General features: G+C 65.1%; 21 protein-coding genes, 1 tRNA gene and 1 other RNA gene. 5 read left to right on the plus strand and 18 right to left on the minus strand.

From position 1 onward, the window contains the following. The 15 genes from D3D01_RS21535 to D3D01_RS21605 form a co-directional block, all read right to left on the minus strand. Nucleotides 1-1,184 (minus strand): PQQ-binding-like beta-propeller repeat protein (locus tag D3D01_RS21535; RefSeq protein ID WP_121513716.1); only part of this gene is annotated, 1,184 nt, incomplete at its 3' end. Further along, complete coding sequence (locus tag D3D01_RS21540) at nt 1,177-1,548, minus strand: DUF3209 family protein (RefSeq protein WP_053966592.1); 372 nt, start codon at nt 1,546-1,548, stop codon at nt 1,177-1,179. The genes D3D01_RS21540 and D3D01_RS21535, both read right to left, overlap by 8 nt. A gap of 26 nt (nt 1,549-1,574) precedes the next feature. Further along, nucleotides 1,575-2,798, minus strand: coding sequence for a CbiX/SirB N-terminal domain-containing protein (locus D3D01_RS21545; protein WP_121513717.1), 1,224 nt, complete (start codon nt 2,796-2,798; stop codon nt 1,575-1,577). Beyond that, nucleotides 2,795-3,454, minus strand: a complete 660-nt coding sequence (locus D3D01_RS21550; RefSeq protein WP_101349042.1) for a cobalamin biosynthesis protein — start codon at nt 3,452-3,454, stop codon at nt 2,795-2,797. Before D3D01_RS21550 ends, D3D01_RS21545 begins: the two co-directional genes overlap by 4 nt. Next, the gene (locus D3D01_RS21555) at nt 3,451-3,726 is read right to left on the minus strand and encodes a ferredoxin (RefSeq protein WP_121513718.1); all 276 of its coding nucleotides are present in this window, start codon (nt 3,724-3,726) and stop codon (nt 3,451-3,453) included. The genes D3D01_RS21550 and D3D01_RS21555 overlap by 4 nt, the downstream gene beginning before the upstream one ends. Beyond that, nucleotides 3,726-4,730 (minus strand): precorrin-3B C(17)-methyltransferase, encoded by a 1,005-nt coding sequence (cobJ, locus tag D3D01_RS21560; protein ID WP_121513719.1) that lies wholly within the window; start codon nt 4,728-4,730, stop codon nt 3,726-3,728. Before cobJ ends, D3D01_RS21555 begins: the two co-directional genes overlap by 1 nt. Before the next feature lie 2 nt (nt 4,731-4,732). Further along, on the minus strand, nt 4,733-5,659 hold the full coding sequence (locus D3D01_RS21565; RefSeq protein WP_121513720.1) for a precorrin-3B C(17)-methyltransferase: 927 nt from the start codon (nt 5,657-5,659) through the stop codon (nt 4,733-4,735). Between the two features lie 220 nt (nt 5,660-5,879). After that, nucleotides 5,880-6,644, minus strand: coding sequence for an SDR family oxidoreductase (locus D3D01_RS21570; RefSeq protein ID WP_121513721.1), 765 nt, complete (start codon nt 6,642-6,644; stop codon nt 5,880-5,882). A gap of 159 nt (nt 6,645-6,803) precedes the next feature. Next, nucleotides 6,804-7,775 (minus strand): cobalt-precorrin 5A hydrolase, encoded by a 972-nt coding sequence (gene cbiG / locus D3D01_RS21575; RefSeq protein ID WP_101349037.1) that lies wholly within the window; start codon nt 7,773-7,775, stop codon nt 6,804-6,806. Next, nucleotides 7,775-8,653 carry a cobalt-precorrin-4/precorrin-4 C(11)-methyltransferase gene (locus tag D3D01_RS21580; protein WP_121513722.1) on the minus strand — a complete coding sequence of 293 codons (879 nt, stop codon included), beginning with the start codon at nt 8,651-8,653 and terminating at the stop codon, nt 7,775-7,777. Before D3D01_RS21580 ends, cbiG begins: the two co-directional genes overlap by 1 nt. Next, on the minus strand, nt 8,646-9,443 hold the full coding sequence (locus tag D3D01_RS21585) for a cobalt-factor II C(20)-methyltransferase (protein ID WP_121513723.1): 798 nt from the start codon (nt 9,441-9,443) through the stop codon (nt 8,646-8,648). The genes D3D01_RS21580 and D3D01_RS21585 overlap by 8 nt, the downstream gene beginning before the upstream one ends. Continuing rightward, nucleotides 9,440-10,048 carry a precorrin-6Y C5,15-methyltransferase (decarboxylating) subunit CbiT gene (gene cbiT, locus D3D01_RS21590; protein ID WP_101349034.1) on the minus strand — a complete coding sequence of 203 codons (609 nt, stop codon included), beginning with the start codon at nt 10,046-10,048 and terminating at the stop codon, nt 9,440-9,442. The genes D3D01_RS21585 and cbiT overlap by 4 nt, the downstream gene beginning before the upstream one ends. A gap of 100 nt (nt 10,049-10,148) precedes the next feature. Further along, the gene (locus D3D01_RS21595; RefSeq protein ID WP_233563592.1) at nt 10,149-11,723 is read right to left on the minus strand and encodes an ATP-binding protein; all 1,575 of its coding nucleotides are present in this window, start codon (nt 11,721-11,723) and stop codon (nt 10,149-10,151) included. 67 nt (nt 11,724-11,790) lie between these two features. Next, complete coding sequence (uvrB, locus tag D3D01_RS21600; protein ID WP_121513724.1) at nt 11,791-13,851, minus strand: excinuclease ABC subunit UvrB; 2,061 nt, start codon at nt 13,849-13,851, stop codon at nt 11,791-11,793. Nucleotides 13,852-13,900: 49 nt separating this feature from the next. Continuing rightward, nucleotides 13,901-14,515, minus strand: a complete 615-nt coding sequence (locus tag D3D01_RS21605) for a rubrerythrin family protein (protein WP_121513725.1) — start codon at nt 14,513-14,515, stop codon at nt 13,901-13,903. Between the two features lie 208 nt (nt 14,516-14,723). Between D3D01_RS21605 and D3D01_RS21610 the strand changes: the two genes are divergently transcribed. After that, nucleotides 14,724-16,514, plus strand: a complete 1,791-nt coding sequence (locus D3D01_RS21610; protein WP_121513726.1) for a HAMP domain-containing protein — start codon at nt 14,724-14,726, stop codon at nt 16,512-16,514. Between the two features lie 182 nt (nt 16,515-16,696). Here the strand turns inward: D3D01_RS21610 and rnpB are convergent. The 3 genes from rnpB to D3D01_RS21625 all read right to left on the minus strand — a co-directional run bounded on the left by rnpB (nt 16,697) and on the right by D3D01_RS21625 (nt 19,658). Beyond that, an RNA gene (gene rnpB, locus D3D01_RS21615) (RNase P RNA component) lies at nt 16,697-17,122 on the minus strand. A gap of 338 nt (nt 17,123-17,460) precedes the next feature. Beyond that, complete coding sequence (locus tag D3D01_RS21620; protein WP_121513727.1) at nt 17,461-19,224, minus strand: nitrite/sulfite reductase; 1,764 nt, start codon at nt 19,222-19,224, stop codon at nt 17,461-17,463. Between the two features lie 92 nt (nt 19,225-19,316). Beyond that, entirely contained in the window at nt 19,317-19,658 is a 342-nt protein-coding gene (locus D3D01_RS21625; RefSeq protein ID WP_121513728.1) for a hypothetical protein, read from the minus strand. A 271-nt stretch (nt 19,659-19,929) separates the two neighbouring features. Here D3D01_RS21625 and D3D01_RS24390 point away from each other — a divergent pair, with 271 nt between their 5' ends. From D3D01_RS24390 to D3D01_RS21640, 4 genes are all read left to right on the plus strand, one after another. After that, complete coding sequence (locus tag D3D01_RS24390; RefSeq protein WP_008311379.1) at nt 19,930-20,076, plus strand: hypothetical protein; 147 nt, start codon at nt 19,930-19,932, stop codon at nt 20,074-20,076. Nucleotides 20,077-20,196: 120 nt separating this feature from the next. Beyond that, nucleotides 20,197-20,874 carry a hypothetical protein gene (locus tag D3D01_RS21630; protein ID WP_121513729.1) on the plus strand — a complete coding sequence of 226 codons (678 nt, stop codon included), beginning with the start codon at nt 20,197-20,199 and terminating at the stop codon, nt 20,872-20,874. Nucleotides 20,875-20,908: 34 nt separating this feature from the next. Further along, nucleotides 20,909-20,982: transfer RNA gene (locus tag D3D01_RS21635), tRNA-Lys, on the plus strand. A gap of 190 nt (nt 20,983-21,172) precedes the next feature. Continuing rightward, nucleotides 21,173-21,400 (plus strand): hypothetical protein, encoded by a 228-nt coding sequence (locus D3D01_RS21640; protein ID WP_121513730.1) that lies wholly within the window; start codon nt 21,173-21,175, stop codon nt 21,398-21,400. Nucleotides 21,401-21,431 lie beyond the last annotated feature (31 nt).

Below are 21,431 nucleotides of genomic sequence, written 5' to 3' on the forward strand. Positions count from 1 at the left end.
ACGACCGGCTCCTCGACGGCGACGGCGGTTCCGTCGGAGACTGCCGCCGCCGTCACGACGCCGTCAGTGTCCAGCGTGTCGACAGGGCCGTCTGTGACATCGAACAGCCGAAGCGCGTGGTCGTCGGCGTCGCGATCCCGGAAGTTCTGCGCGCCGGGAACAGCCAGTAGCGAGCCGTCAGTCCCCAGCCCGCTGGCGAAGCCGCCAACAGGGGCGTCCCAGCGGCGGTCGCCGTCGGCCGAGACGCCGACGGCAGTGTGCTCGTTCGGGTGGCGGGCGTCCGTCTCGCGGCCGTCCTCGGGGTAGGTGTTACCGGTGACGAACACCGCGCCCCCGTCAGTCGCGTGGACGTGGTTCGGGTACGCGTAGACGGTGTCGCCGGCCACGTCGGTCGGCGTCGCCAGCGGAACGCGCCATCGTTCCCGACCGCCGCTGTCGAGCCGGTAGCCACAGTAGTCGCCGTGGCTGGAGACGACAGCGCCCTCATCAAGCAGCGCGACATCACCGACGCGGCGCTGGCCGTCGGTCCCGGGGTCCCACATCCAGCCCGGGTTGCCGTCGTCGGCGTCGAGTACGACGAGGCCGTGCTGGTGGTCTCCGGGACACCGGTTGTATGCAACAGCGACGCGGTTCTCGTCGGCGTCGAGCGAGATGGGGGAGCCGTCGGTCCGGTACATCCAGTCGACGGTTCCGTCAGGTCCGAAGGCGTAGACGACGCTCTCGAAGTGTCGAACGTCGTCGCCGTCCGCGTCGGTCCGGCGCTCGTACCGGCGCGTTGCGGCGTAGCAGCGGTCGCCGTCAGTGGCGAGGCTGGCCACGAAGGGGAGCAGGAAGCGCGTCTCCTGCTGCGCCTCGCCCAGGTCTGTTCTGGTTTCGTAGCGCCAGCGCAGGTTTCCGTCGGCATCGTGACAGCGGATTTCGCCGCGGGCGCTGCGTTCGCCGACGACGACACCGCCGTCGAAGGGCACCGCCGAGACGACGCTCGGTTCGCCGTCCGTGTCGTACTGCCAGCGCCGGTGTGGCGGGCCATCGCTCGCGGCGTCGAACGCCTGCAGGTCCCCGTCAGCGGTGCCGACGACCGCGAAGCCATTCGTCAGCGTGACCGCCGAGCGGCGGCCCTGATGGCGCGAGCGGGCCGGTGTCACGTCCCCGAGGTCGACGGTCGGGGTGCGCTGGCTACTCATCGACCGGGAAGGCCTCGTGGAGCACGTCGTGGGCCTCACCGAGTCCGGCGAGGACATCCTCGCCCTGCATGGTGATGCGCGACACCGCCCGCTCGGCGTCGCGGACGGCGACGAGTCGACCTCGGAGGTAGTCGTATTCGGGGTCGTCCTCATCAGTCGCGGCGATCTCTTCTTCAAGGTCCACGAGTGCGGCGTCGAGGTGGCGCTCGATGGCGGCCAGCGTCTCCGCGCCCGCGAGGGCCTCGATGGGGCCGGTCATGTGGCCCTCCAGCTCCTGTTCGGCGTGCTGGCGGGCGTGGTCGTCTTCGGTACCGAGGACGTTCATGAGGCCCAGTCGGAGGGCCTCGATTTCATAGCAGCTCATGTGTGTATTGAATCGGGGTTGTGTTTTCAAAGCGTCTGGTCGACAAGCTCGCTCACGATGCGGTCACGGTCCAGGTGCGAGGAGACGATGTCGGCGGCGTCCTCGTCCTCGACGCCGCCGTACCAGACGCCGTCAGGGTAGACGGCAACCATCGGCCCCTCGCCACAGCGCCCGAGACACGACGACCGCGTGATTCGGGCGTCGCACTGGTCGCTGTCGCGGGCGGCCTGGCGGAGCCGTTCGAGGACCGCCGGCGCGCCGTCCTGCGCGCAGGTCTGGTTCGTGCAGACGGCGACGTGCTTTTCGGGGGCGTCGTGGACGTGCGGGTCGTCGTCAACGTTCTCGCGGTCGGCGTGTTCCGCCTGGTGGGTCAGCGCCCGGAGCATCGCGCGAGCGCCGCCCTGGTCCTCCTCGTAGCCGTCGAGCTCGACCTTGTACTTGCAGGTGTCACAGGACATCTCGACGCTTCCCGTGCGGGCTTCCTGCCAGCGGTCGCCAAGCACGTCCAGCAGGCGCGTGTCGGTCCCCAGCGGTTCGCCGGGAGCGGCGTCGACGTAGGGATACTCCTCGTCGAACTCGCGTGCGCCGTCCTTGATACGGCCGGTCAGCACGCCGTCGCCGAGCATGTACGGCACGACGACGACGGCGTCGGGCCGGCTCTTGGCGATGTCGTGCAGCGTCTCGTCCAGTAGCGGCTCGGTGACGCCGATGAACGACGCCTCGACCCGCGAGAACTCGCGGCCCTCGTACAGCAGGCGGGCGAGCTTGTGTGCGTCGGCGTTGGCGTCCGGGTCGCTGGAGCCGCGGGCACAGACCACGACGGCCACGTCGTCGTCTTCGCGGTCGACGCCCAGTTCGGCCTCGACGGCCGCCGCGCGGTCGTCCAGCAGGTCAAGCAGGGCGGGATGGACACCCAGGTGTGCGCCGTTATTGATGGTCAGTTCGGGGTGGGCTTCCCGAGCCTGCTCAACGGCCAGGGGCACGTCGTTTTTGACGTGACTGGCGGCGAATAGCGAGAGGTGGACCACCGACACTTCCGAGACCGCCCCGGCCAGCCCCGCGATGGCCTCGTCGATGGCCGGCTCCGCGAGTTCGAGGAAGGCCGCGTCGACGGGGAGGCCGAGTCGCCCTTCCAGTTCGACCGCGAGGTCGCGGACCTGTTCGTTGGACTTCTCGCGCCGGGAGCCGTGGCCGACGAGCAGGACCGCCTCGTCGTCCAGCGTCTCCGGCGCGCTGATGGCTTCGCTCATCGGACTCGTTCGATACTCTTCCGGAGCTTGCGCCGCCGGCTGGGCGCGAACAGCCCCGTCTCCTCGCTACCCTCGTACAGCCAGTCGCCGAGGGCAGGTGCCGCGTCGTCGTCCACGCCGAACCAGTAGCCTGAGGACGTTTCCGAGAGGTCATCGTAGGGCGCGTCGACCGGACAGCGGTCGAGCAGCGTCTGTATCGTCCGGAGGAGTCGCTCGTCTTCGTGGACAAAGGAGATGCCGACGGCGTCGTCGTCGGACTTGAAACAGACCGTGCCACAGCCTTCGAGCAGCCCCCGGAGGAGTTGCCGGTCGTAGTCGGCTAGCGCGTCGAAGCGGTAGCCGCCCGAGTCGCCCTCGAACGGCAGGCCAAGCGCCGCGCTGGCGCGGTCGGCCAGCCCGCCGACGACTTGGACGGTGAACTCCTCCTCCTGACGGGTAATCGAGGTGTCGTGGGCATACGCCCGCTCGACGATGCGGCGGTCGGCCCGCTCCGCACCAGCGATGGAAGCGAGCCGCCGAGCGGCCGTTTCGTCGTTCGTCCGGACGGTGATACAGCTGTCCTCGCACTCGCCGTCGCCGGTGACCCGACCCCAGAAGTACGCCGTCTCGGGGTGGGCTGCGAGCATATCGTTTGGCGCACCCGTTTCGACGCTCATGGCTGGACCTCCTCGTGGTCGGTGGCGGCAGATGTATCGGCGGCCCCGGCGTCCTCCTCGACGGATTCCACGTGAATCGCATCCAGCGGACAGGCCGCAGCGGCCTGCTCGGCATCGTCCCGCCGGTCGTCGTCGAAGGTGGCCTCGATTGCCGTCTGGTCGTCCGTCTCGATAGCCGCCAGTCCCTCGCTATCCTCGACGAAGCGGGCGTCACGGACGAGACAGGCGAACACGCCGTCGCAGGCCTTGCGGTCGATAGTGATTCGGTACATCAGTAGTCGTACTTGGTTTCGTAGCCCCGCGGGGTCACCATCCGGTCGTCCCAGACGTAGGTGTCCTCGTTGCCCACGAGCAGCGTAGTGGTCATGTCCACGAGGTCAGTTTCGCCGAGTTCGGGCAGTTCGCCGAGTTCGACGATTTCGACCTGCTCGTCCTCTCGGCCGGCGGCGTGGACGACGCCGACCGGCGTCTCGGGGTCGCGGTGCTCCAGCAGAATTTCACAGCACTTCTCGTAGTTGTCCCGGCGCTTGCGACTCCACGGGTTGTAGATGGTGATGGTGAAGCCCTCCTTGGCGGCGGCGTGGAGCCGCGATTCGATGGTCGGCATGTCGGTGAGGTGGTCCGACAGCGAGATTGAGACGGTGTCGTTGACCAGCGGCGCGCCGACGCGGGCCGCACAGGACTGGGCCGCCGGGACGCCCGGCACCACGTCGAAGTCGAGCATCGTCGCCGTCGCGCCCTTAGATTCGATTATCTCCAGCGCGAGGCCGGCCAGTGCATACACGTTCGGGTCACCGCTGCCGATGATGGCCACGTCGTTGCCCGCCAGCGCACGGTCGATTGCCTCTTCCGTTCGAGACACTTCACCGCACATCGGCGTGTTGTAGATGTCCTCCGCGGCGTCGGTCACCTCGTCGGGAAGCAGTTCGACGTAGGTCGTGTAGCCGACGATGTGCTCGGCGTCTATGAGGGCGGACCGGGCGCGGGCGGTCATCCCCTCCGGCTGGCCGGGGCCGAGGCCGACGGCGATGAGTTGGCCCGGCTCGGCGTCGAAGTCGTCGACCGTCGCGCCGACCTCCTCCTCGTCCGAGTCGCTGGAGGAGGACGCGCCGCAGGAACTGCTGCTGGACGACGGGGACGTGGACGACGAGGCCCCGCACTTCGAGGCCGTGTCGTCGCCCGTGTCCGGTGTCGTTTCTGTGGACGAACTCGCCTCGCTTGCCCCGCACTTCGATTCTGTCTCGGTACTTGCGTCGGTAGTATTGTCAGTGCTCATTGTCAGAAGTCGTCGACGTCACGCCCGCCACGCGGGGTGACGAGGAATTCTTGGTAGTCGTTGCGCCAGACTTCGGTCTCGTGGGTACCGACGACGATAGACGAACCCATGCCACCGACCTTGTCGTCGTGGTCGGGCAGGTCGCCGAGCGTCGTAATCGTCTCCGTCTCGTCGTCGAGATTGCGCCCGGCCTCGCCGCGGCCGGAGTCGTTGACGATGGCGGCAGGCACGTCGTCGGCCCGTTCCTCCCGCAGAACATCGACGGCTCGCTCGTAGTCGCGCCAACAGTTGTAGAGCACCACGACGAAGCCGCTGATTGCGGCCGCGCGCAGCTTCTCCTCAATCTCGTCCCAGCCGCGCCACTTGTCCGACAGCGAGATGGTACAGAAATCGTTCGACAGCGGCGCGCCGAGGTTGGCCGCACCCGACAGCGCCGCGGTCACGCCGGGGACGATTTTGATTGGCACGTCGTCGGCGTCGTCGGCGTCGGCCATCGTAAAGAGGAGGTCAGACTTCCCGTAGACGTTCGGGTCGCCCCCGGAGACGTGGGCGATGTCCTCGCCGGCCCGGACCCGCTCGAAGGCCTCGCGGGCGAGTTTGACCTGCTTGCCCATCGACGACCGGATGAGGGTCTGGCGGCTGCCGTCGGGCCGCTCCAGCACGGTTCCCTCCTCGTCGGCGACCGCGCCGTCGTCGGTTTCGCCGTCGAGTTCAGCCGATTGGGGCGGGAGCGTGCCGTCCTTCCGGAGGAACTCCTGATAGAGGTTCGAGGCGATGATACAGTCAGCGGTCTGGATAACGTCTTTCGCCCGCTGGGTCATGTCGTGGGGGAGCCCCGGCCCGATACCGACCACGTACAGCGTCCCGTAGTCGGCTGGACGCGTCGCCTCAGCCGCGGCCGCTGTCGACTGGCGTCCGTCGCTACTCATCCTCGGTCTCCGAGGGCAGCCGGTCGAATCTCGATACTGTGGCGCATGGTGAGTACAACGCCGCTTTCGCATAAAACAATTTTGCTTGTACTAGTTCAATCGTATGTGTTGAGAGGAAGTAGTTTGGTTGTACCCGAGTCACAGAAGCGTCGAAAACAGTGGCTGTCCAATCACACTCACGTCGGAGACTCACGCCGGAAACAGTTCGATACCCCCGCGGTCAGGTGTTCGACAGCCCTCCGTCGACGACGAGGCTCTCGCCGTTGACGTAGGAGGCCATATCGCTGGCAAGGAACGTCGCCACGTCGGCGATCTCTTCGGGTTCGCCGAAGCGACCTGAGGGGATGAGTTCCTTCAGCATCATCTTCGTCGTGTCGTCGATGCGCTCGTCCTCGAACATCTGGGTCTTGCTGTAGCCCGGGTGGATAGCGTTGACTCGGATGTCGTAGTTACTCAGACGATCCGCGAGTGCGTAGGTAAACAGTCGGACCGCGCCCTTCGAAGTACAGTAGTTGACCAGCAGGCCGGTGCCGCGGATGCCGCCGGAGCTGGACATATTGATGACAGTGCCGCCGCCGTTCTCCCGCATCGCCTCGGTCGCGACCTGCGCGCCGAAGAACACGCCTTTCGTGTTCACGTCCATCAGCCGGTCGTAGTCCTCCTCCGTGGTCTCGTAGAAGTCCGCTATCTCGGAGATACCGGCGTTGTTGACCATGATGTCGATACCGCCCAGCTCCTCGGCCGCAGCGACGGCTACCTCCAGATCGTCGGGGTTCGTCACGTCACATTCGACGAAGTGCGCTTCGCGGTCGGTCTCAGCGTTGACCAGTTCGTGTGTCGGTTCGCCGCCCTCACGGGGTGCCTCCTGCAGGTCCGCGACAATGATGTCAGCACCGTGCTCCGCGTACCGTCGGCAGATGGCCCGGCCGAACCCGCTCGCGCCGCCCGTGACGACCGCCGTCTTGTCTTCGAGTAGTGTTGTCATGCGCCATTTATCACCACAGGTGCACATAATAAATAAGTTGAGAGTTGTACGGAGACAGGAACTCGGAACAGTCGTGCAGTCGCCGCCAGAGATAGTTCAGCAGTCGTTCGGCGACGGAAGATCGGAACTAAAAACCCAATTCTCGGAAGGGAAGGGACTCTATTCCCCGATAGCGACGGTCACGGCCTCGTCGTAGCGGGTCTTCTCGGCCAGCAGGTCGTGGTCGCGACCGGCGGCGATAGCCGACGCCTCGGCGATGCCCGGCCAGCCGATGAGTTCCTTCGACCGGGAGGGCGTCGGTCCCTCGAACTCCTCCAGAGTCTCCTTCTCGAAGGCGATGACGCCCAGCCCCCACTCTTCGGCAGCGGCGAGCATGCCTTCCTCGTCGGCTTTCCGGGTGCCTGTTGCGACGAACTCCACGTCCCCGCGGTCGAGGTCGGCCTCGTTCAGCGCCTGTTCCCAGGCTGCGTGGAACTGCTCGACATCAGCGCCGGCGACGCTGCCACAGCCGAGCACGACGCCGTCGTCTTTGTTGCGCTTCAGGACAGTCACGTCGTCGTCGACCAGCACGGCCTTCGGCCCGTCGAGGCGCTCGATTGGGCCGAGTTCGTCGTCCAGCACGGCGAGGTTCGTCGCAACGGTCGAGTCGCCGTTGACGACGTGGGCATCGAGCGCTTTCGCCTGCTTCTCGACGCCCTGCTTGTCGGCGGCCTCGCTTGCGGTCGTCATCGCCGGCACCGCGCCCATGCTTGCGAGGTCGTCGGCGACCTGATTTGCGCCGTGGTGGCCGCCGGTGATGGGGATGGCCCAGGTGAGTTCCTCGTCGACCACACAGATTGCGGGGTCGTCCCACTTGTCGTCGAGCAGATGTGCGGTCTTACGCATCGCGATACCGCTCGCCATCAGGCCGATGAAGCAGTCGTACTCGCCCCAGTGCTCCTCGAACACGTCGCCGTGGTATTCGAGGATGTCGATAGACTCGTAGCGGTCGCCGATGCCGTCGACGATATCTTCGGCGGTGTCCATCTTCCGCTCGAAGGCGACGATGGCGATGTCTTCGGCTACTTCGCCGTCTGAATCGGGTGCTTTGCAACTGTTCGAACTGGATTCGTTGTCTGTGTCAGTGCTCATCAGTCGTCAGCCTCCTGTGAATCCGCATCGCTCCCCCGGTTGGCCCAGTCGCCGTAGAGGAAGGAGCGCTCGTAGTCCTCGCCGCCGACAGCATCCCCAATAACGACCATCGCCGAGGCGCGATAGCCGGCGTCTTCCAGTTTCTCGCCGATGGTCTCGATGGTCCCCTCGATGACGTCCTCGTCGGGCCAGGATGCGTGGTAGATAGCCGCTACCGGGGTTTCGGGGTCGTGGCCGTCTTCGAGCAGGCGGTCCATGGTCTCGCTGACGGCGTGGGTCCCCAGATAGATGCACGTCGTCACGTCGCCCATGCCGACGAACTCAGAGATGTGGTCCTCGTCTTCGTCCAGCGTCTTGCCCTGCGGGCGAGTGAAGGCGACGTGGTTGGCGACCTCGTTCAGCGTCAACTGCGTGCGCATCGTTGCGCTGGCGGCAAAGGCAGAGGTGACGCCGGGGACGATGTAGGTCGGAACGCCCTCGTGTTCCAGTGCGTCCATCTGCTCCAGCGCGGCCCCGTAGATGGCGGGATCGCCGCTGTGGAGGCGAACGACGGAGTCGCCGGCCTCGTAGGCGTCCCGCATCAGCGGAATCAGCTCCTCCAAGTCCTTGCCGATAGAGGAGACCGTCTCGGCGTCGTCGCAGTACTCCTCCAGCAGTTCGCTGTTGACGAGCGAGCCGGCGTGGACCACGAGGTCGGCGTCGGCCAGCAGTTCGCGGCCGGCGACGGTCAACAATCGAGGGTTGCCCGGGCCGGCCCCGACGAAGGGGATGCCCTCCTGCTCGTCGCCGGCGCTGTACTCGTAGACGCGGTCGTCTCGGTTCCCGGCGACGGAGTCAATCGCCGTCTGTGGGTCCGTCTCACCAGTCTCATCAGTCATGCTGCACCTCGTCGCCGCAAAGGGCGGCTTCAGAGCGCTCCTGTCGCAGGAGTTCCCCGGAGCCGTTCTCACCGCCGTCGGTCACGACGCCGCTCTCGTCGGCCGCTTCGAGGAAGGCATCGGTCGCCTGCTCGACGCGCGTCTCGGGCTTCTCGGCGTAGGCCAGCGTGTAGTAGTCTCGCTCGTCGATGTCGGTCGGGTCGTCGGTGACGACCGTCTCGCCCTGTTCCATGAACAGCCGGCGGCCGTACACAACGTCGTAGCCGGCTTCGACAAGGCCCTCGTGGGTAGCTGGCGCGTCGGTCACCTTGAACAGAATCATCCGGTCGGGACCGGTCGGGGACGTGCCGCGGTCGGCCTCTCGCAGGGCCAGGCTGGAGCCGGCGGTGATTTCGACGCCCAGCGCCGTCGCAAACGCCGACATGGCGCTGACGCCGGGCACCACTTCGAGGTCGACCTCGGGGTGGAAGGCGGCGAGGGTCCGCCGGAGGTGGCCGAACGTCGAGTAGACGTTCGGGTCCCCCAGCGTGACGAAGGCGGCGTCGCCGTCGCGGGCCGTCGGCGCGATTTCGGCGGCGGCGTCCTTCCAAGCCGCCCGGAGCTTCTCCTCGTCGCGTGTCATCGGGAAGTCGAGGTCGCCGATGCGCTCCTCGGGGACGTGCTCGGTCGCGACCGACCGCGAGAGCCGCCCCGGCGAGTACACCACGTCGGCCGATTCGAGCGCGCGCTTGCCCCGGACCGTCACGAGGTCCGGCTGGCCGGGGCCGAGACCGATGCCGTAGAGGGTCATCGCGCCCCTCCGTCGGCCGTCTCGGCGTCACTCGGTCCGCCTGCGCCGTCAGCGGCCACGTCCTCGCTGGCGCTGCCGACGAGCATATACACGGGGTTCTCCGAGTCGAAGCTCGTCGCGCCGGCGAGTTCGTAGCCGTGGCTCACCTGGAACTGGACGACCTCCTCTAAGATGTCGCGCTCGCGGAAGGCCTCCGTCGCCGCGCCGGCGACTTCGAGCCGCGAGACGTTCATCACGATTCGATCGACGCCGGTCTCGACCGCGTGGTCGAGGACGGCCTCGTAGTTGCGCGACCCGCCCAGGAAGAGGGCGTCGGCGTCGTCGGGCAGCCCCTCCGGGGCCTCTGCCTCGCGGAGTTCGACGTCGGCGTCGACGTCGTTGGCGGCGAGGTTCTTGCGAGTCACGTCGAGTCGATTCCCCTTGCGTTCGAGCGCAGTGACCCGCCCGGCCCGGCGCGCCGCCGTGATGGTGACGGCACCGGTACAGGAACCGACCTCCGCGAAGTGGTCGGACCCGGTGAGAGCGAGTTTGCTGGCGAGGACGGCCCGGACCTCCGGCTTGGTGGGACCGGCCTTCGCATCGTGTGGGAGCGAGACGCGGGACATCACGCTATACAACTACAGTAGCGCGTAAAACAATTTTGGTTGTATTAGTCCAAATGCAGATGATAGCAGGGTTCGGCCTGGCGTTGGTCGCGTCCGCGGGTCAGGGAGGCCAGACACGGCAGCCGTAGCGGTAGAGCGCGGCCAGGGACCCGCCCCAGAGGAGGTGAGACAGGAGTGCCGTCGCGGTGAGATTCGGGAGGCTCGCCTCGATACCAACGAGTGAGAGCCACACCGGCATGACGAGCCCGGCTGCCACGAGCCAGAGCGTGACCGACCAGCCGAGGGCGACCCCGTAGTATCGGCGTCTGTCGGAGAAATGGTCCGGCACGGTTCTGACCAGTGCGGCGTACACCAGTCCGAAGACGACGCTGTGGAAGCCGTGGGTGACCCACCCGACCAGTGGGTTCTGGACGCCGTACAGCGCTCCGATGACGGGGACACCACCGGAGAGGGCCTGCATCGTGACGCCCATGACGACGGCGGCGACGAGCGACGCTCCGACGGCGAGGCCCAGACGGCGCGGTGAGAGTCCCAGCACCTCGTCGGATGTGGCCCTCACGACGCCCTCCTCGACCGAAACGCGCGGCAGCGCCAGCGTGACTGTCGTTCCGCCGTCCGTAACGGTCGCCGCCGTCTGCCCGCCGTAGCTCCGGACGAGCAAGCGAACGAGGTCCAGCCCGAAGCCAGTCGAGCGGTCCTCGTACGAGCCGATCTCACCGCGGGCGAGCAGGTCAAGTTGCCGCTCGGGCAGCCCCGGGCCGTTGTCGCTGACGTTGATGGTGACAGTGTCCTCGGCAGCAGTGACCACAACCTCAACGTGGGGCGTGTCGCTGTCATTGTAGACAACCGCGTTCTCGACCAGATGCGCGACGAGGCTATCGAGCATCGTGTTACCCTGCACTCGAAGGTCCGGCGGTACGTCGGCCTGAAGGTCGTAGTCGGCAGATGGGTGGGCCTCCCGGACAGCGTCGAGGCCCGACTCCACGCATGGGACGACGGGGACAGCATCCAGCGACAGGTCGGCGCCGCCGTGGGTGATGTGTTTCATGTTCTCGACGACCTGCTGGACGCCGGCCGAACGGTCGTCGATGACCGACAGGACCGCAGCCGTACTGATACCGTCCCGCGACTCCGCGAGTTCTACCCGGCCCCGGATGACCGTCAGCGCGTTCAGCACCCGGTCACGCAGGATGCGGTTGACCAGGTCCAGCCTGGCGGCCTGCTGTTCGAGTTCGTGTCGCTGCCGGTTCGACCGACCGGCGTAGACGCCGGTGAGCGCCCCGCCGACGCCGCCACCGATGAGGAAGTTTGAGAGATACGTCCGGCTCCCTCCGGCGGACAGCGGCCCCATGCCGCCGTTTCCGACCAGCGTCACCAGAACGAGGACGAACATCGCGCCAGTGCCAGCGAGACACCACAGCGTGACCGTCCGCACGAAGGCGCGTTCGAACTCGCCGACGGCAAGGGCGACACCGAACGCAGACAGCCCCAGACCGAGCATCAGCGGCAACACACCGCCGAAGACGAACGCCACCGAGCCGTCGCTGACCGCCAGCGTGACCGTGAAGCGGGTCAGAAAAAAACCGAGGCCGGCGACGACGAGTCCAGACGGCGAGATGCCGCTGCCCAGAGAACGGATAGAGTCGAGCATGGCCTCTTCCGACGGGACAGTCATCGAGATACGTACCATTTCACTTCAGGGTACAAACCGGTTCCCCAGATGAGCGGTCCGAACCGGACCGTCAGAACTCCGGCCCGGGTGCCGGCACGCCGTCGCTGTCGTCGCCGCCGTCGAGATCGAACTCTTCGCGCAGCTCGCGGATGCGGTCTCTGATGTCCGCGGCCAGTTCGAACTCCAGATTGTCCGCGGCTTCCTGCATTCGCTCCTCCAGTTGTTCGATCTGGCGGGCGGCCTCGTCGGCGTCGCTTGCCCCGTCACCGGAGATACCGCCGGTATCGGTCTTGCTCCCCGGCAGGTTCGTCTCGCCGACCTCCTTCTCGATGGTGGTCGGCTCGAAGCCGTGTTCCTCGTTGTACTGCTGCTGGATGCGGCGGCGGCGCTGGGTCTCCTCGATGGCCGACTGCATGGCGTTGCTCTGCTCGTCGGCGTACAGCACCACTTCGCCGTTGACGTTTCTAGCTGCGCGCCCCATCGTCTGGACGAGCGTCGTCTCCGAGCGGAGAAAGCCCTCCTGGTCGGCGTCGAGGATAGCGACGAGGGAGACCTCTGGGATGTCCAGGCCCTCCCGCAGGAGATTGATGCCGACCAGCACGTCGATGTCGCCAAGCCGGAGCGACCGGATGAGTTCGTGCCGTTCCAGCGTGTCCGTTTCGTCGTGCATGTAGGCCACGTCGACGCCGGACTCCTCCAAGTACTCCGTGAGGTCCTCGGCCATCCGCTTTGTCAGCGTCGTCACCAGCACCCGCTCGTCGCGCTCGACGCGCTCGTCGATGCGTTCGAGCAGGTCCTCGACCTGCCCCGTCGCGGAGGCGATTTCGACGGCCGGGTCGACGAGGTGAGTCGGGCGGACGATCTGTTCGACGACCTGGTCGCTGTGGTCGCGCTCGTAATCGCCGGGCGTGGCGGAGACGTACAGCGTCTGGTCGGTCTTCTCCTCGAACTCCTCGAAGGTGAGCGGACGGTTGTCGAAGGCCGTCGGCAGGCGGAAGCCGTTCTCGACGAGGCTCTCCTTGCGGCTCTTGTCGCCCTCGAACTGGCCGCGAATCTGCGGGAGCGTCTGGTGGGACTCGTCGATGACGGTGAGGAAGTCGTCGGGGAAGTAATCCAGCAGGGTGTAGGGAGCCTCGCCCGTCTCGCGGTCCGAGAGGTGGACCGAGTAGTTCTCGATGCCCGAACAGTAGCCCGTCTCTTGCATCATCTCGATGTCGAAGGTGGTCCGCTCCTCGATACGCTGGGCGGCGACGTGGTCGCCCTGGCGCTCGAAGTAGCGGATGCGCTGGTCCAGCAGTTCCTCAATCTCCTCGATAGCCCGCTGGAGTCGCTGTTCAGGAATCGAGTAGTGCTCCGCCGGGTGAATCAGCGCAGCCGGCTCCTCGCTTTTGACCTCGCCTTCCAGCGGGTCGACCTTCAGCATCCGGTCTATCTCGTCGCCCCAGAACTCCACCCGCAGGGCGTAGCGGCCGTACATCGGGTAGATTTCGAGCGTGTCCCCGCGCACGCGGAAGGTTCCCTGCGTGAAGTCCACGTCGTTGCGCTCGTAGTTCAGGTCGACCAGGCGACCGAGGAGGTCGTCGCGCTCGATTTCCTGCCCGACCTCCAGCGAGAGGGACATGTCGATGTAGTTGCGCGGGTCACCGAGGCCGTAGATGGCCGACACCGACGCAACGACGATCACGTCGTCGCGGGTCAACAGCGAACGCGTCGCCGAGTGGCGCAGGCGGTCGATTTCGTCGTTAATGGAGGCATCCTTATCGATGAACGTGTCCGTCTGTTCGACGTAGGCCTCGGGCTGGTAGTAGTCGTAGTAAGAGACGAAGTACTCGACGGCGTTGTCCGGGAACAGCTCGCGGAACTCCTCGTACAGTTGGGCCGCGAGAGTCTTGTTATGGGCGATGACCAGCGTGGGCTGTTGGATCTCCTCGACGACCCAGGAGACGGTGTTGGTCTTCCCGGAACCGGTCACACCGAGCAAGGTCTGTCGGTCCATTCCCTGCCGGAAGCCCGACGCGAGCCCTTCGATGGCCTCGGGCTGGTCGCCCGCGGGGTCGAACGGGGCATCGACACGGAACTCGCGGTCGACATCTGGTCGGTCGATAGAGAGTGGGCCGCCGGTGTCGCTCATTACCCACATATCGGGCTGGATAGACTTGAGCCGCGTGGTTCGTAAAGAGTTAGCAGACCGGCTTCGGATTCACGCCGAGGTCTTCAAGTGTCTCGAAGTACTCGTCGTAGGCCGTCGAAATAACGTCGATAGCGGCCGCCTCCGCGGCGTCCCAGTCGTCATCGCTCTCACAGACTGCGTCGAGTAGGTCGACAGCGTCCTCGCGGAGGTCCACCACGTCGCTGCCAGCGCTACGGAACGTACTCGCAGTCTGTGGGTCCGCCTGCCCGGTAAAGAAACCGGTGTACTGCTCTTTGACTTTCTTGTCGACGAGCGACCAGCCGACGAACCCGCCCAGGCGCTGGACGGTCCCATCGAGGTCGTCGAGTACGTCGTGCATCGCCGGTGTCCGGTCGACCGGTTCGGCGTCGATGCCGTTGCGGCGCTCGGCCGTCTCGTCCGCCGCGTCGGCAAACAGCGCGGCCGCGTCGTCGTCGGCGTCGTCGTCGCTCCAGGCGTCGAAGGTTGCGTGCGCCGCCTGCTCGCGGGCGGCCGCCGCCGCCAGTACCGCGTCCGGGTCCATCTCGCCGCGGGTGTCTGCATAGAGCGTCTTCGAGGAGCCCAGTCGGGAGAGTTCCGTCTGCTGGTCGTCACGGACGGCGTCGATGAGGTCGGCTGCAGTCATACTCCAGCATGTGGCCGGCGCGGGCTTGTAACCATCGGACCCGCTACTCATTGCCGACGGCCGTCCGCAAGATTTGAACTGCGTGATTCAGTCATGGCGACTATGATGTTGCCTACGGGCCAGCTATATATCACTCAGTGTGCGAGTACGTAGCTATAAACTGTACGTAGAATAGGAGTTTATTACCACCCGTTAAGCCGTCTGTAACATGTCACGATCAGGAGATGGGTCGCTGTCACGACTCGTTCCGGGCGCGATACGGCGGCGGTTCGTCTACAAGTACGTCGCGGTCGTAGTTCTCGCGATGGCGCTGACGGCGGGCGTCGGAGTCTACTTCAGCGCGAGCGCAACGGCCACGCTCGATGGCCAGGTTGAACAGCAAGTGACCGCGACGGCACAGTTGCAGGCGAACGAACTCGACAGCTGGGTCGACGGGCTGGGACACCAGACGCGCACAATCTCAGAGGCAGCGCCGTTTCAGCGCGGTCAGCGGGACGAGATCGAACGGTACCTCCTGAATCGACTCCAAGACGCCCGGCCGGATATCGTCGCGATCCACTACGTGAAGATCAGCAACGCGACCATCCTTGCAAGCACTGACCCCGGAGTGGAAGGCACCGAAATGAAGTCGCGTGGTGTCCCGTGGGCCGATAACGCGGCAACTGTCGATAACGGGACTGACACCGTGTCGTCCGTTTACGTCGCCGACACGCCGTACAACGCGACTGACGGAACGCCCGTCGTCGCGTTCATCAGTGCGCCACCGCGTAACACCGAACACGTCGTGGTCGTCGAGGCGGCGCTGTCGACCTGGGGCGGCTTCCAGCAGACCACGGATGGTGCGTTCACGACCGTCCGCGACGCCGACGGGCCGCTCGTCTATGGGCAGGACCACGCCGGTGTGTCTGTCCCTGACGGCGCACTATCCTCGAATCAGGCGGGATTCGCCCGCGGGTCAGAGACGGCAGTGGGCTACGCGCCCGTCGACAACACCGATTGGACCGTCGTCACGCACGTCCCCGGACAGCAGGCGTACGCGCTTCGGAACCAACTGACCCGAACCATCGGTGCACTCGTGATACTGCCGCTCGTCGTCCTCGGCGGCGCGATGCTCGTTATCGGCCGCCGAACCGGGTCAGCGCTCAGCGACCTCACGGCGACGACAGAGCAAATGCGCGAAGGTGAACTCGACGTGGCCTGTGAAACGGACCGAGTGGACGAGATCGGTCGGTTGACAGACTCCTTCGACGCAATGCGGGTCGCACTACAGGACCAGATCGAGGCAGCCGAGCGCGCACGGAAGGAAGCGGAGGTGTCCCGCGCCGAGGCCGTCGCAGTGAACGACTACCTCCAGAAGCGAGCCGACGAGTACTCCACGGTCATGGAGCAGTGCGCGGCCGGTGATCTTACCGTACGGCTGGAACCGGACGGCGAAAACGACGCAATGGACCGCATCGCCACCGATTTCAACGAGATGATCGACGAACTGGAGAAGACGACGGGCCAGCTTACCCGGTTTGCCGACGAGGTTGCCGAGACCGGCAAGACAATTGAATCGAGCGCATACAGCCTGCAGGATGCCTCGGAGCAGATTGCGGAGTCTATCCAGCGCGTCTCTATCGACGCCAGCGAACAGCAAGACCGTCTGGAAACCATCTCGACGGAGATGGACGCCGTCGCCGAGACGCTCGAACGGTACGCCGAGGACCACTCCGAACTCGACATGACCGAGCCACTGTCCCGGATCAAAGGTGTCGCGTCGATGGTGTCCGAGGTCGCAGCGGTCAGTAACGAGACGACCGCAGAGGCCGAAACGGTTGCCGGGGCCGCAGAGGAGCAGGCGGCCGAGCTGAACGAAGTCACCGGACAGGCCGAAAAGCTCAGCCAGTACGCCAGCCCGCTGGGCGAAGTGCTCGACCGCTTCAAAACCGAGGCTGATCAGGAGTTCTTCTTCCCGAGCGGCCCCGGAAACCGCGCCAAACAGGAGACGGATGATTGAGACGGGTAGCTACTCACCGTGAGGCCAGCACAAGCTTACACCCATCGTACCTGTCACTCGGCGGCGATACACCCGGACACGAACCACGCAACAGTGTCGATCGGTGGGAGACAGAGAAGCATCTCGTTGCCTGTGTCTCACCAGCTCAGCGGTTACACTACCTGTGTCTGAGTGTATAACGCGGCTGCGGGGAGTAAGCCCCCTTCTGTTCGGGCCAGCATTCGGCTGAGCGGCCACGTCCAGCGCTTGCGCGCAGCGTCGGACTACCTGTCGACGCGGCCTTGCACCGGTGAGGTTTCGCCGTTCCATCGGTCCGTCGCCGGAAGCGTGGGGCGTCAGAGACGGCCCACGGAATGCGCCCCGGAGTCACCGGGTCGCAACTGCCCTCGGTGGGTTACCTCTCCCTCGCTTTGGCGGCGTGCCGCACCGTCTGGTGGGGCACGAGTCGCCTCGCTCGGGATTCGCACACCTCATCGGTCCGGCGACGACGTGTCGTTGCTGTTCCAGAGCCGACGGTCTCCCGCCCCGGGCTTGCGCCCGGTCACCTGTCCGACAGGTGGGGGGACTTTCCTCATGGCTTGCGCCACGGGAGCCGGCCTCCCGCTGCCACATACCGATACGCCAGTGCCGCGAATAAGGCTTACCAACGACCTTTTTTCACCGGGGCATCGCGCTCGCCGATGGCGAGCGCTCAACCCCGGCGAAAAAACGTCGATGAAAAAAGCGCGAATCGCGTCGCGATTCGCGTGAAACCGCTCGCTTCGCTCGCGGTATGCTCACAACAGCGACTGCAAAACTTGTGTCCCCCTTCAGAGGTAGACCTACCTTTCCCCGGGTCGCGCGACGGAGCGCGCTCCCGGCCACACCTGCGTGTGAGAGTTAGTAGAGAACGCGGACAACCGCACGATTCGGTGAAAATCGAACCGAGAGTGCCCAGTAGTGCGTCTTAGTCGTCAGAGGGAAGTGGCTCGCCCTGGCCGTTCGTGGGTGCGGGCGAGGACTGCATGTCGTCGTCCTCTGCGTAGGGGTACCACGTCATCTTCGTGTTGTGCATGTACGGATCGTCGTAGTCCGTCTCTTCGGGTTCAACCATCTCGGCCAGCGTCTCCTCGTCGCGGTCCGCGACGAAGTCGCGGAACGTCTCGCCGCCCTCACGGGCGTCCTTGAAGTTGTTGACGAGGTTCTTGATAGCGCCGGGCACCTCGTCGGCGGGGACCCGCATCTCCACCCAGTCGGCGAAGCGCGGGTCGTCGCCGAGGCCGCCGCCGAGGCCGATGTCGAGGGCCTCGACCGGTTCGCCGTCCTTGCGGGTCTTCATCCCACGCAGGGACACATCGGCGATCTGGGGCTGGGCGCAAGAGGCCGTACAGCCCGAGAGATGGATGTGGAAGTCCTTGTGGTCATCGGGGAGTTCGACGTTGTCCTTGAGCCAGCGGGCGTACCGCACCTGGCGGTTCTTCGTCTCGACGATGGAGAGCGAGCAGTACTCCGTGCCCGTGCAGGCGATGGAGCCGCGCATGAACGGCGACGGGTCCGGGGAGTAGTGTTCGAGCAGGGGTTCGCTGGTGAACTCGTCGAGGTTCTCCTCGGGCACGTCGGTGACGATGATGTTCTGGCGCTGGGTCAGACGGACCTCGCCGGAGCCGTACTCGTCGGCGAGTTCGGCGAGTTCGAGCACGTCGTCGGCACCCATGCGGCCGACCAGCACGTTCAGGCCGACGTAGTAGTTGCCGTCCTTCTGCTCGTGAATCCCGACGTGGTCGTTGTGCCCGTCCTGGGACCCGGTGTTGTAGCTGTACTGGTCGCGCATGTCCTCGCCGGCGGTCGGCAGTTCGAAGTCGACGAACTCCTCCTGCAGGACCGAGCGCATCTTTTCGGGGCCCCACTCGTCCATGAGGAACTTGATGCGGGCGTTGAAGCGGTCCTCGCGGTCGCCGTACTCGCGGAAGAGCGCGGACATGCCGTGGGCCACGTCGGCGGCCTGCTCCGGCGGCACCCACACGTCGATATCGCGGGCGAGGCGCGGTTCCTTGCGGGAGAGGCCGCCGCCGATACGGACGTTAAAGCCGAGTTCGCCGTCCTTTTCCGCAGGCTCGAAAGCGAGGTCGTTGATGTCGCCCTGGCCACAGCCCTCGTCACAGCCGGCGATGGCAACCTTCCACTTGCGCGGGAGGTTCGAGTAGTCGTCGTTGCCCTTGAACGTCTCGTGGAGGTCCTCGGCGACGGGCCAGGCGTCGACGTGCTCGTGCTTGTCCTTGCCAGCGACAGGACAGCCGACGATGTTGCGCCAGGAGTCACCGCAGGCCTGCTGTGTGCCGAGGCCGACGGCTTCGAGCTTCTCGAAAATCTCCGGAATGTCCTCCAGTTTGATCCAGTGGAGCTGGATGCTCTGGCGGGTCGTCCAGTCGCAGTAGGCCTCGCCGAACTCGGGGTTGTCGGCGGGACCGGTCGCGTACTCCTTTGCGATTTCGCCGATGACCTCCAGTTGTCCCGGCTTGATGACGCCGTTGGGCGTCCCGATACGCATCATGAAATACGACTCCTGCCCGGAGCGCTGGTGGTACAGGCCCCACCACTTGAAGCGCTCGAACCAGGCGTCGTGTTCGTCCTCCGGGATGGCGTCCCAGCCCTTCTCCGCGAACTCCATCAGATGCTCCCGTATCTCGTTGCCGTAAACCTCGTCTTTCCATTTCTCGACTTTACTGGGCATAGCTAATGTATTCTCTCACAAGTCTCACAGACTTATACAACACACTTTGCCGTCAACCGTCTCCCCCACTCCCCGAAACAAGATATTGTTGCCTATTCTTCAGAGTTCGCAAGCCGGGTTCGTTTCTCCGGAAAATGGATGCTCTCGTGGACAACACCGTAGAACTCGCCGGAATCGGGATCTACGACGCGGCCGACGGTCAACCAGTCGGTAACGCCGCTTTCACCGCAGGCGATACACTGGCCGGCTATTCGTGCCTGAATGTCCGGGTAATCAACGCCCACTTCCACGAACCCCTCAGCGAGTAAATCCGTCGTCTCACACCCACAGAAGCCGCTTCGAGCCAGCAGCCACAGGTCCGAGACGTTCACTTCCCGCGAGTCGTTGACGGAGATCCAGGCCCCGTCGTCGAGCTGGTGAACGTCAGTCGTCATTACATCTCATTAGATTCCCGAGACACCTGAGGCCATCGGCGGTCGCAAGTATCACCGCGGTCAGGTCGAATCCGTCGCAGTCATGCGGTAACTGCATCAAATATAGTGGCCCACTATTTCCTGGGTTCTGTACGAGATGGGACTAAATGTTGCCTGTAAGTCGCAGTGCGGGCCAAGCTTACAGGAGAGTCCGTGTTTAAGATAATGGGGGCGTTATGGAGGAGTACGACACCACGTGGCGGCCACGTAGGTCGCTGCTGTGACTGAAACGATGACGAACGCACAACAGACCCACGACGATGACGCCGAACGCGAAGAGCCGACCACAGACCACCTCGATAACGTCGAGGACGGCTGCGGTTGCACAGAAATCTGGGAGCACATGAGCGAAGAGCGCGAGAGCGCATCTGACGACTGATACAGACTGGGCACTGATTGCGCCGACACCGGGTCGGTAACATCCGGGAATTACTTACAATAGCCTGCATGACACCCCTGTACGGGGTACTTTTGTGCGGCGCTCCCCAAACACATATCGATGCCTGAGGGGCCCGATAACTACGTTCCATCGACCGACCGCGAATCACCGGTCGGTAAACCGGTCATCCGCGGCGACCCAGCACTCACTGGACAGCGACCCGAGGAGGCTATCGAGTTCGATCCCGACGACCCCGAGAGCCTCGAACTCGCCGCCAAGACAGTCAAGAAATTCTCCGAGAACACCGCCGGCGCCGACGACAACGTGTTCATTCTACGAGGCGCGGCCGCGTGTGCAGCCCTGGTCCGTGGTGAAGGGTCCTACAAGGCCGCTGCCGAGCGGGCCGGTGGCGAGGCGTCGGTCTCGTTCATCCGCAAGTGGTCCCGGGTGCACGATCTCCCGCGCTCCGTGCGCATTCACGTCGCCAAGGGAGAGATTGCGCCGACGGCGGCCAAGCACATCGCCAGAGTCTCCGGCGAATCCCGCCTCCTGCTGGCGTGGGCCGCCCTCGACCACGACCTCACTGTCCGCCAGATCCGCTCCGTTGCCAGCAGCGTCAACGACGGCGCGTCCGTAGACGCGGCACTCGCCAGAAACGGATACGCGCTGGGTGAGATGCGGACACAACTCGGCCGCGACGCCTACTGTCGACTCCGCCGGCAGGCCGCACTCGACGGGGCGTCCCCAGGTGAGGTCATCAGTGAAGCTATCGAATCGTATTTCGACGACGGACCGTAAGGTCTTAATCGCCGCTCCCCCGAGCGAATAGCGAGGGCCGGTAGCTCAGTTAGGCAGAGCGTCTGGCTTTTAACCAGATGGTCGGGGGTTCAACTCCCTCCCGGCCCGTTACCCTATGAACGACAGTGAATAGTGGTAACGCTACGGAGGGCGTTGAACCCTGCAGTCGCGCGCAACGAATGAGCGCGTCTGGCTCCGGTTCAACTCTCTCCCGACACGCCGTTCTATAGACAAGCGGCGCGACAGTGTATAGTTCGAGACCGGTTCATTTACCACTCAGACAGCAAATGGCACCAGTATGGACGGAACGACCGGTACGGTTCAGCGCGTACTCACGCAGCCGTTGCGCCCGCTAGGTGTCACTGTCGGTGTATTGCTCGTCGTCGCGACGCTCGCGGCGGTCGCCGGCACACCCTGGCAGACGCACGCCTCAATGGCAGCGGCGATTGTACAGATGGTCGCGGCGGGCCTGATGGGTGTGATCGGAGTCGGTCTGGCGTACATCACCTGGGCAGCCGACGCGTAAGTCAGTCGTTGAAAAAGCCGGAAACAGACGT

This window comes from Haloarcula sp. Atlit-7R, from assembly GCF_003666065.1.
In the GTDB taxonomy this organism is placed as follows: Archaea; Halobacteriota; Halobacteria; order Halobacteriales; family Haloarculaceae; genus Haloarcula; species Haloarcula taiwanensis.

Excerpts from the sequence above, each read along its gene's own strand:
- D3D01_RS21540 (WP_053966592.1), bottom strand. The coding sequence starts at position 1,548 with ATGAGCTGCTATGAAATCGAGGCCCTCCGACTGGGCCTCATGAACGTC.
- D3D01_RS21550 (WP_101349042.1), bottom strand. The coding sequence starts at position 3,454 with ATGAGCGTCGAAACGGGTGCGCCAAACGATATGCTCGCAGCCCACCCC.
- D3D01_RS21565 (WP_121513720.1), bottom strand. The coding sequence starts at position 5,659 with ATGAGTAGCGACGGACGCCAGTCGACAGCGGCCGCGGCTGAGGCGACG.
- uvrB (WP_121513724.1), bottom strand. The coding sequence starts at position 13,851 with ATGAGCGACACCGGCGGCCCACTCTCTATCGACCGACCAGATGTCGAC.
- D3D01_RS21585 (WP_121513723.1), bottom strand. The coding sequence starts at position 9,443 with ATGACCCTCTACGGCATCGGTCTCGGCCCCGGCCAGCCGGACCTCGTG.
- D3D01_RS21595 (WP_233563592.1), bottom strand. The coding sequence starts at position 11,723 with ATGACTGTCCCGTCGGAAGAGGCCATGCTCGACTCTATCCGTTCTCTG.
- D3D01_RS24390 (WP_008311379.1), top strand. The coding sequence starts at position 19,930 with ATGACGAACGCACAACAGACCCACGACGATGACGCCGAACGCGAAGAG.
- D3D01_RS21555 (WP_121513718.1), bottom strand. The coding sequence starts at position 3,726 with ATGTACCGAATCACTATCGACCGCAAGGCCTGCGACGGCGTGTTCGCC.
- D3D01_RS21640 (WP_121513730.1), top strand. The coding sequence starts at position 21,173 with ATGGACGGAACGACCGGTACGGTTCAGCGCGTACTCACGCAGCCGTTG.
- D3D01_RS21545 (WP_121513717.1), bottom strand. The coding sequence starts at position 2,798 with ATGAGCGAAGCCATCAGCGCGCCGGAGACGCTGGACGACGAGGCGGTC.
- D3D01_RS21580 (WP_121513722.1), bottom strand. The coding sequence starts at position 8,653 with ATGACTGATGAGACTGGTGAGACGGACCCACAGACGGCGATTGACTCC.
- D3D01_RS21625 (WP_121513728.1), bottom strand. The coding sequence starts at position 19,658 with ATGACGACTGACGTTCACCAGCTCGACGACGGGGCCTGGATCTCCGTC.
- D3D01_RS21605 (WP_121513725.1), bottom strand. The coding sequence starts at position 14,515 with ATGACTGCAGCCGACCTCATCGACGCCGTCCGTGACGACCAGCAGACG.
- cbiG (WP_101349037.1), bottom strand. The coding sequence starts at position 7,775 with ATGAGCACTGACACAGACAACGAATCCAGTTCGAACAGTTGCAAAGCA.
- D3D01_RS21610 (WP_121513726.1), top strand. The coding sequence starts at position 14,724 with ATGTCACGATCAGGAGATGGGTCGCTGTCACGACTCGTTCCGGGCGCG.
- D3D01_RS21570 (WP_121513721.1), bottom strand. The coding sequence starts at position 6,644 with ATGACAACACTACTCGAAGACAAGACGGCGGTCGTCACGGGCGGCGCG.
- cobJ (WP_121513719.1), bottom strand. The coding sequence starts at position 4,730 with ATGAGCACTGACAATACTACCGACGCAAGTACCGAGACAGAATCGAAG.
- D3D01_RS21620 (WP_121513727.1), bottom strand. The coding sequence starts at position 19,224 with ATGCCCAGTAAAGTCGAGAAATGGAAAGACGAGGTTTACGGCAACGAG.
- D3D01_RS21630 (WP_121513729.1), top strand. The coding sequence starts at position 20,197 with ATGCCTGAGGGGCCCGATAACTACGTTCCATCGACCGACCGCGAATCA.
- cbiT (WP_101349034.1), bottom strand. The coding sequence starts at position 10,048 with ATGTCCCGCGTCTCGCTCCCACACGATGCGAAGGCCGGTCCCACCAAG.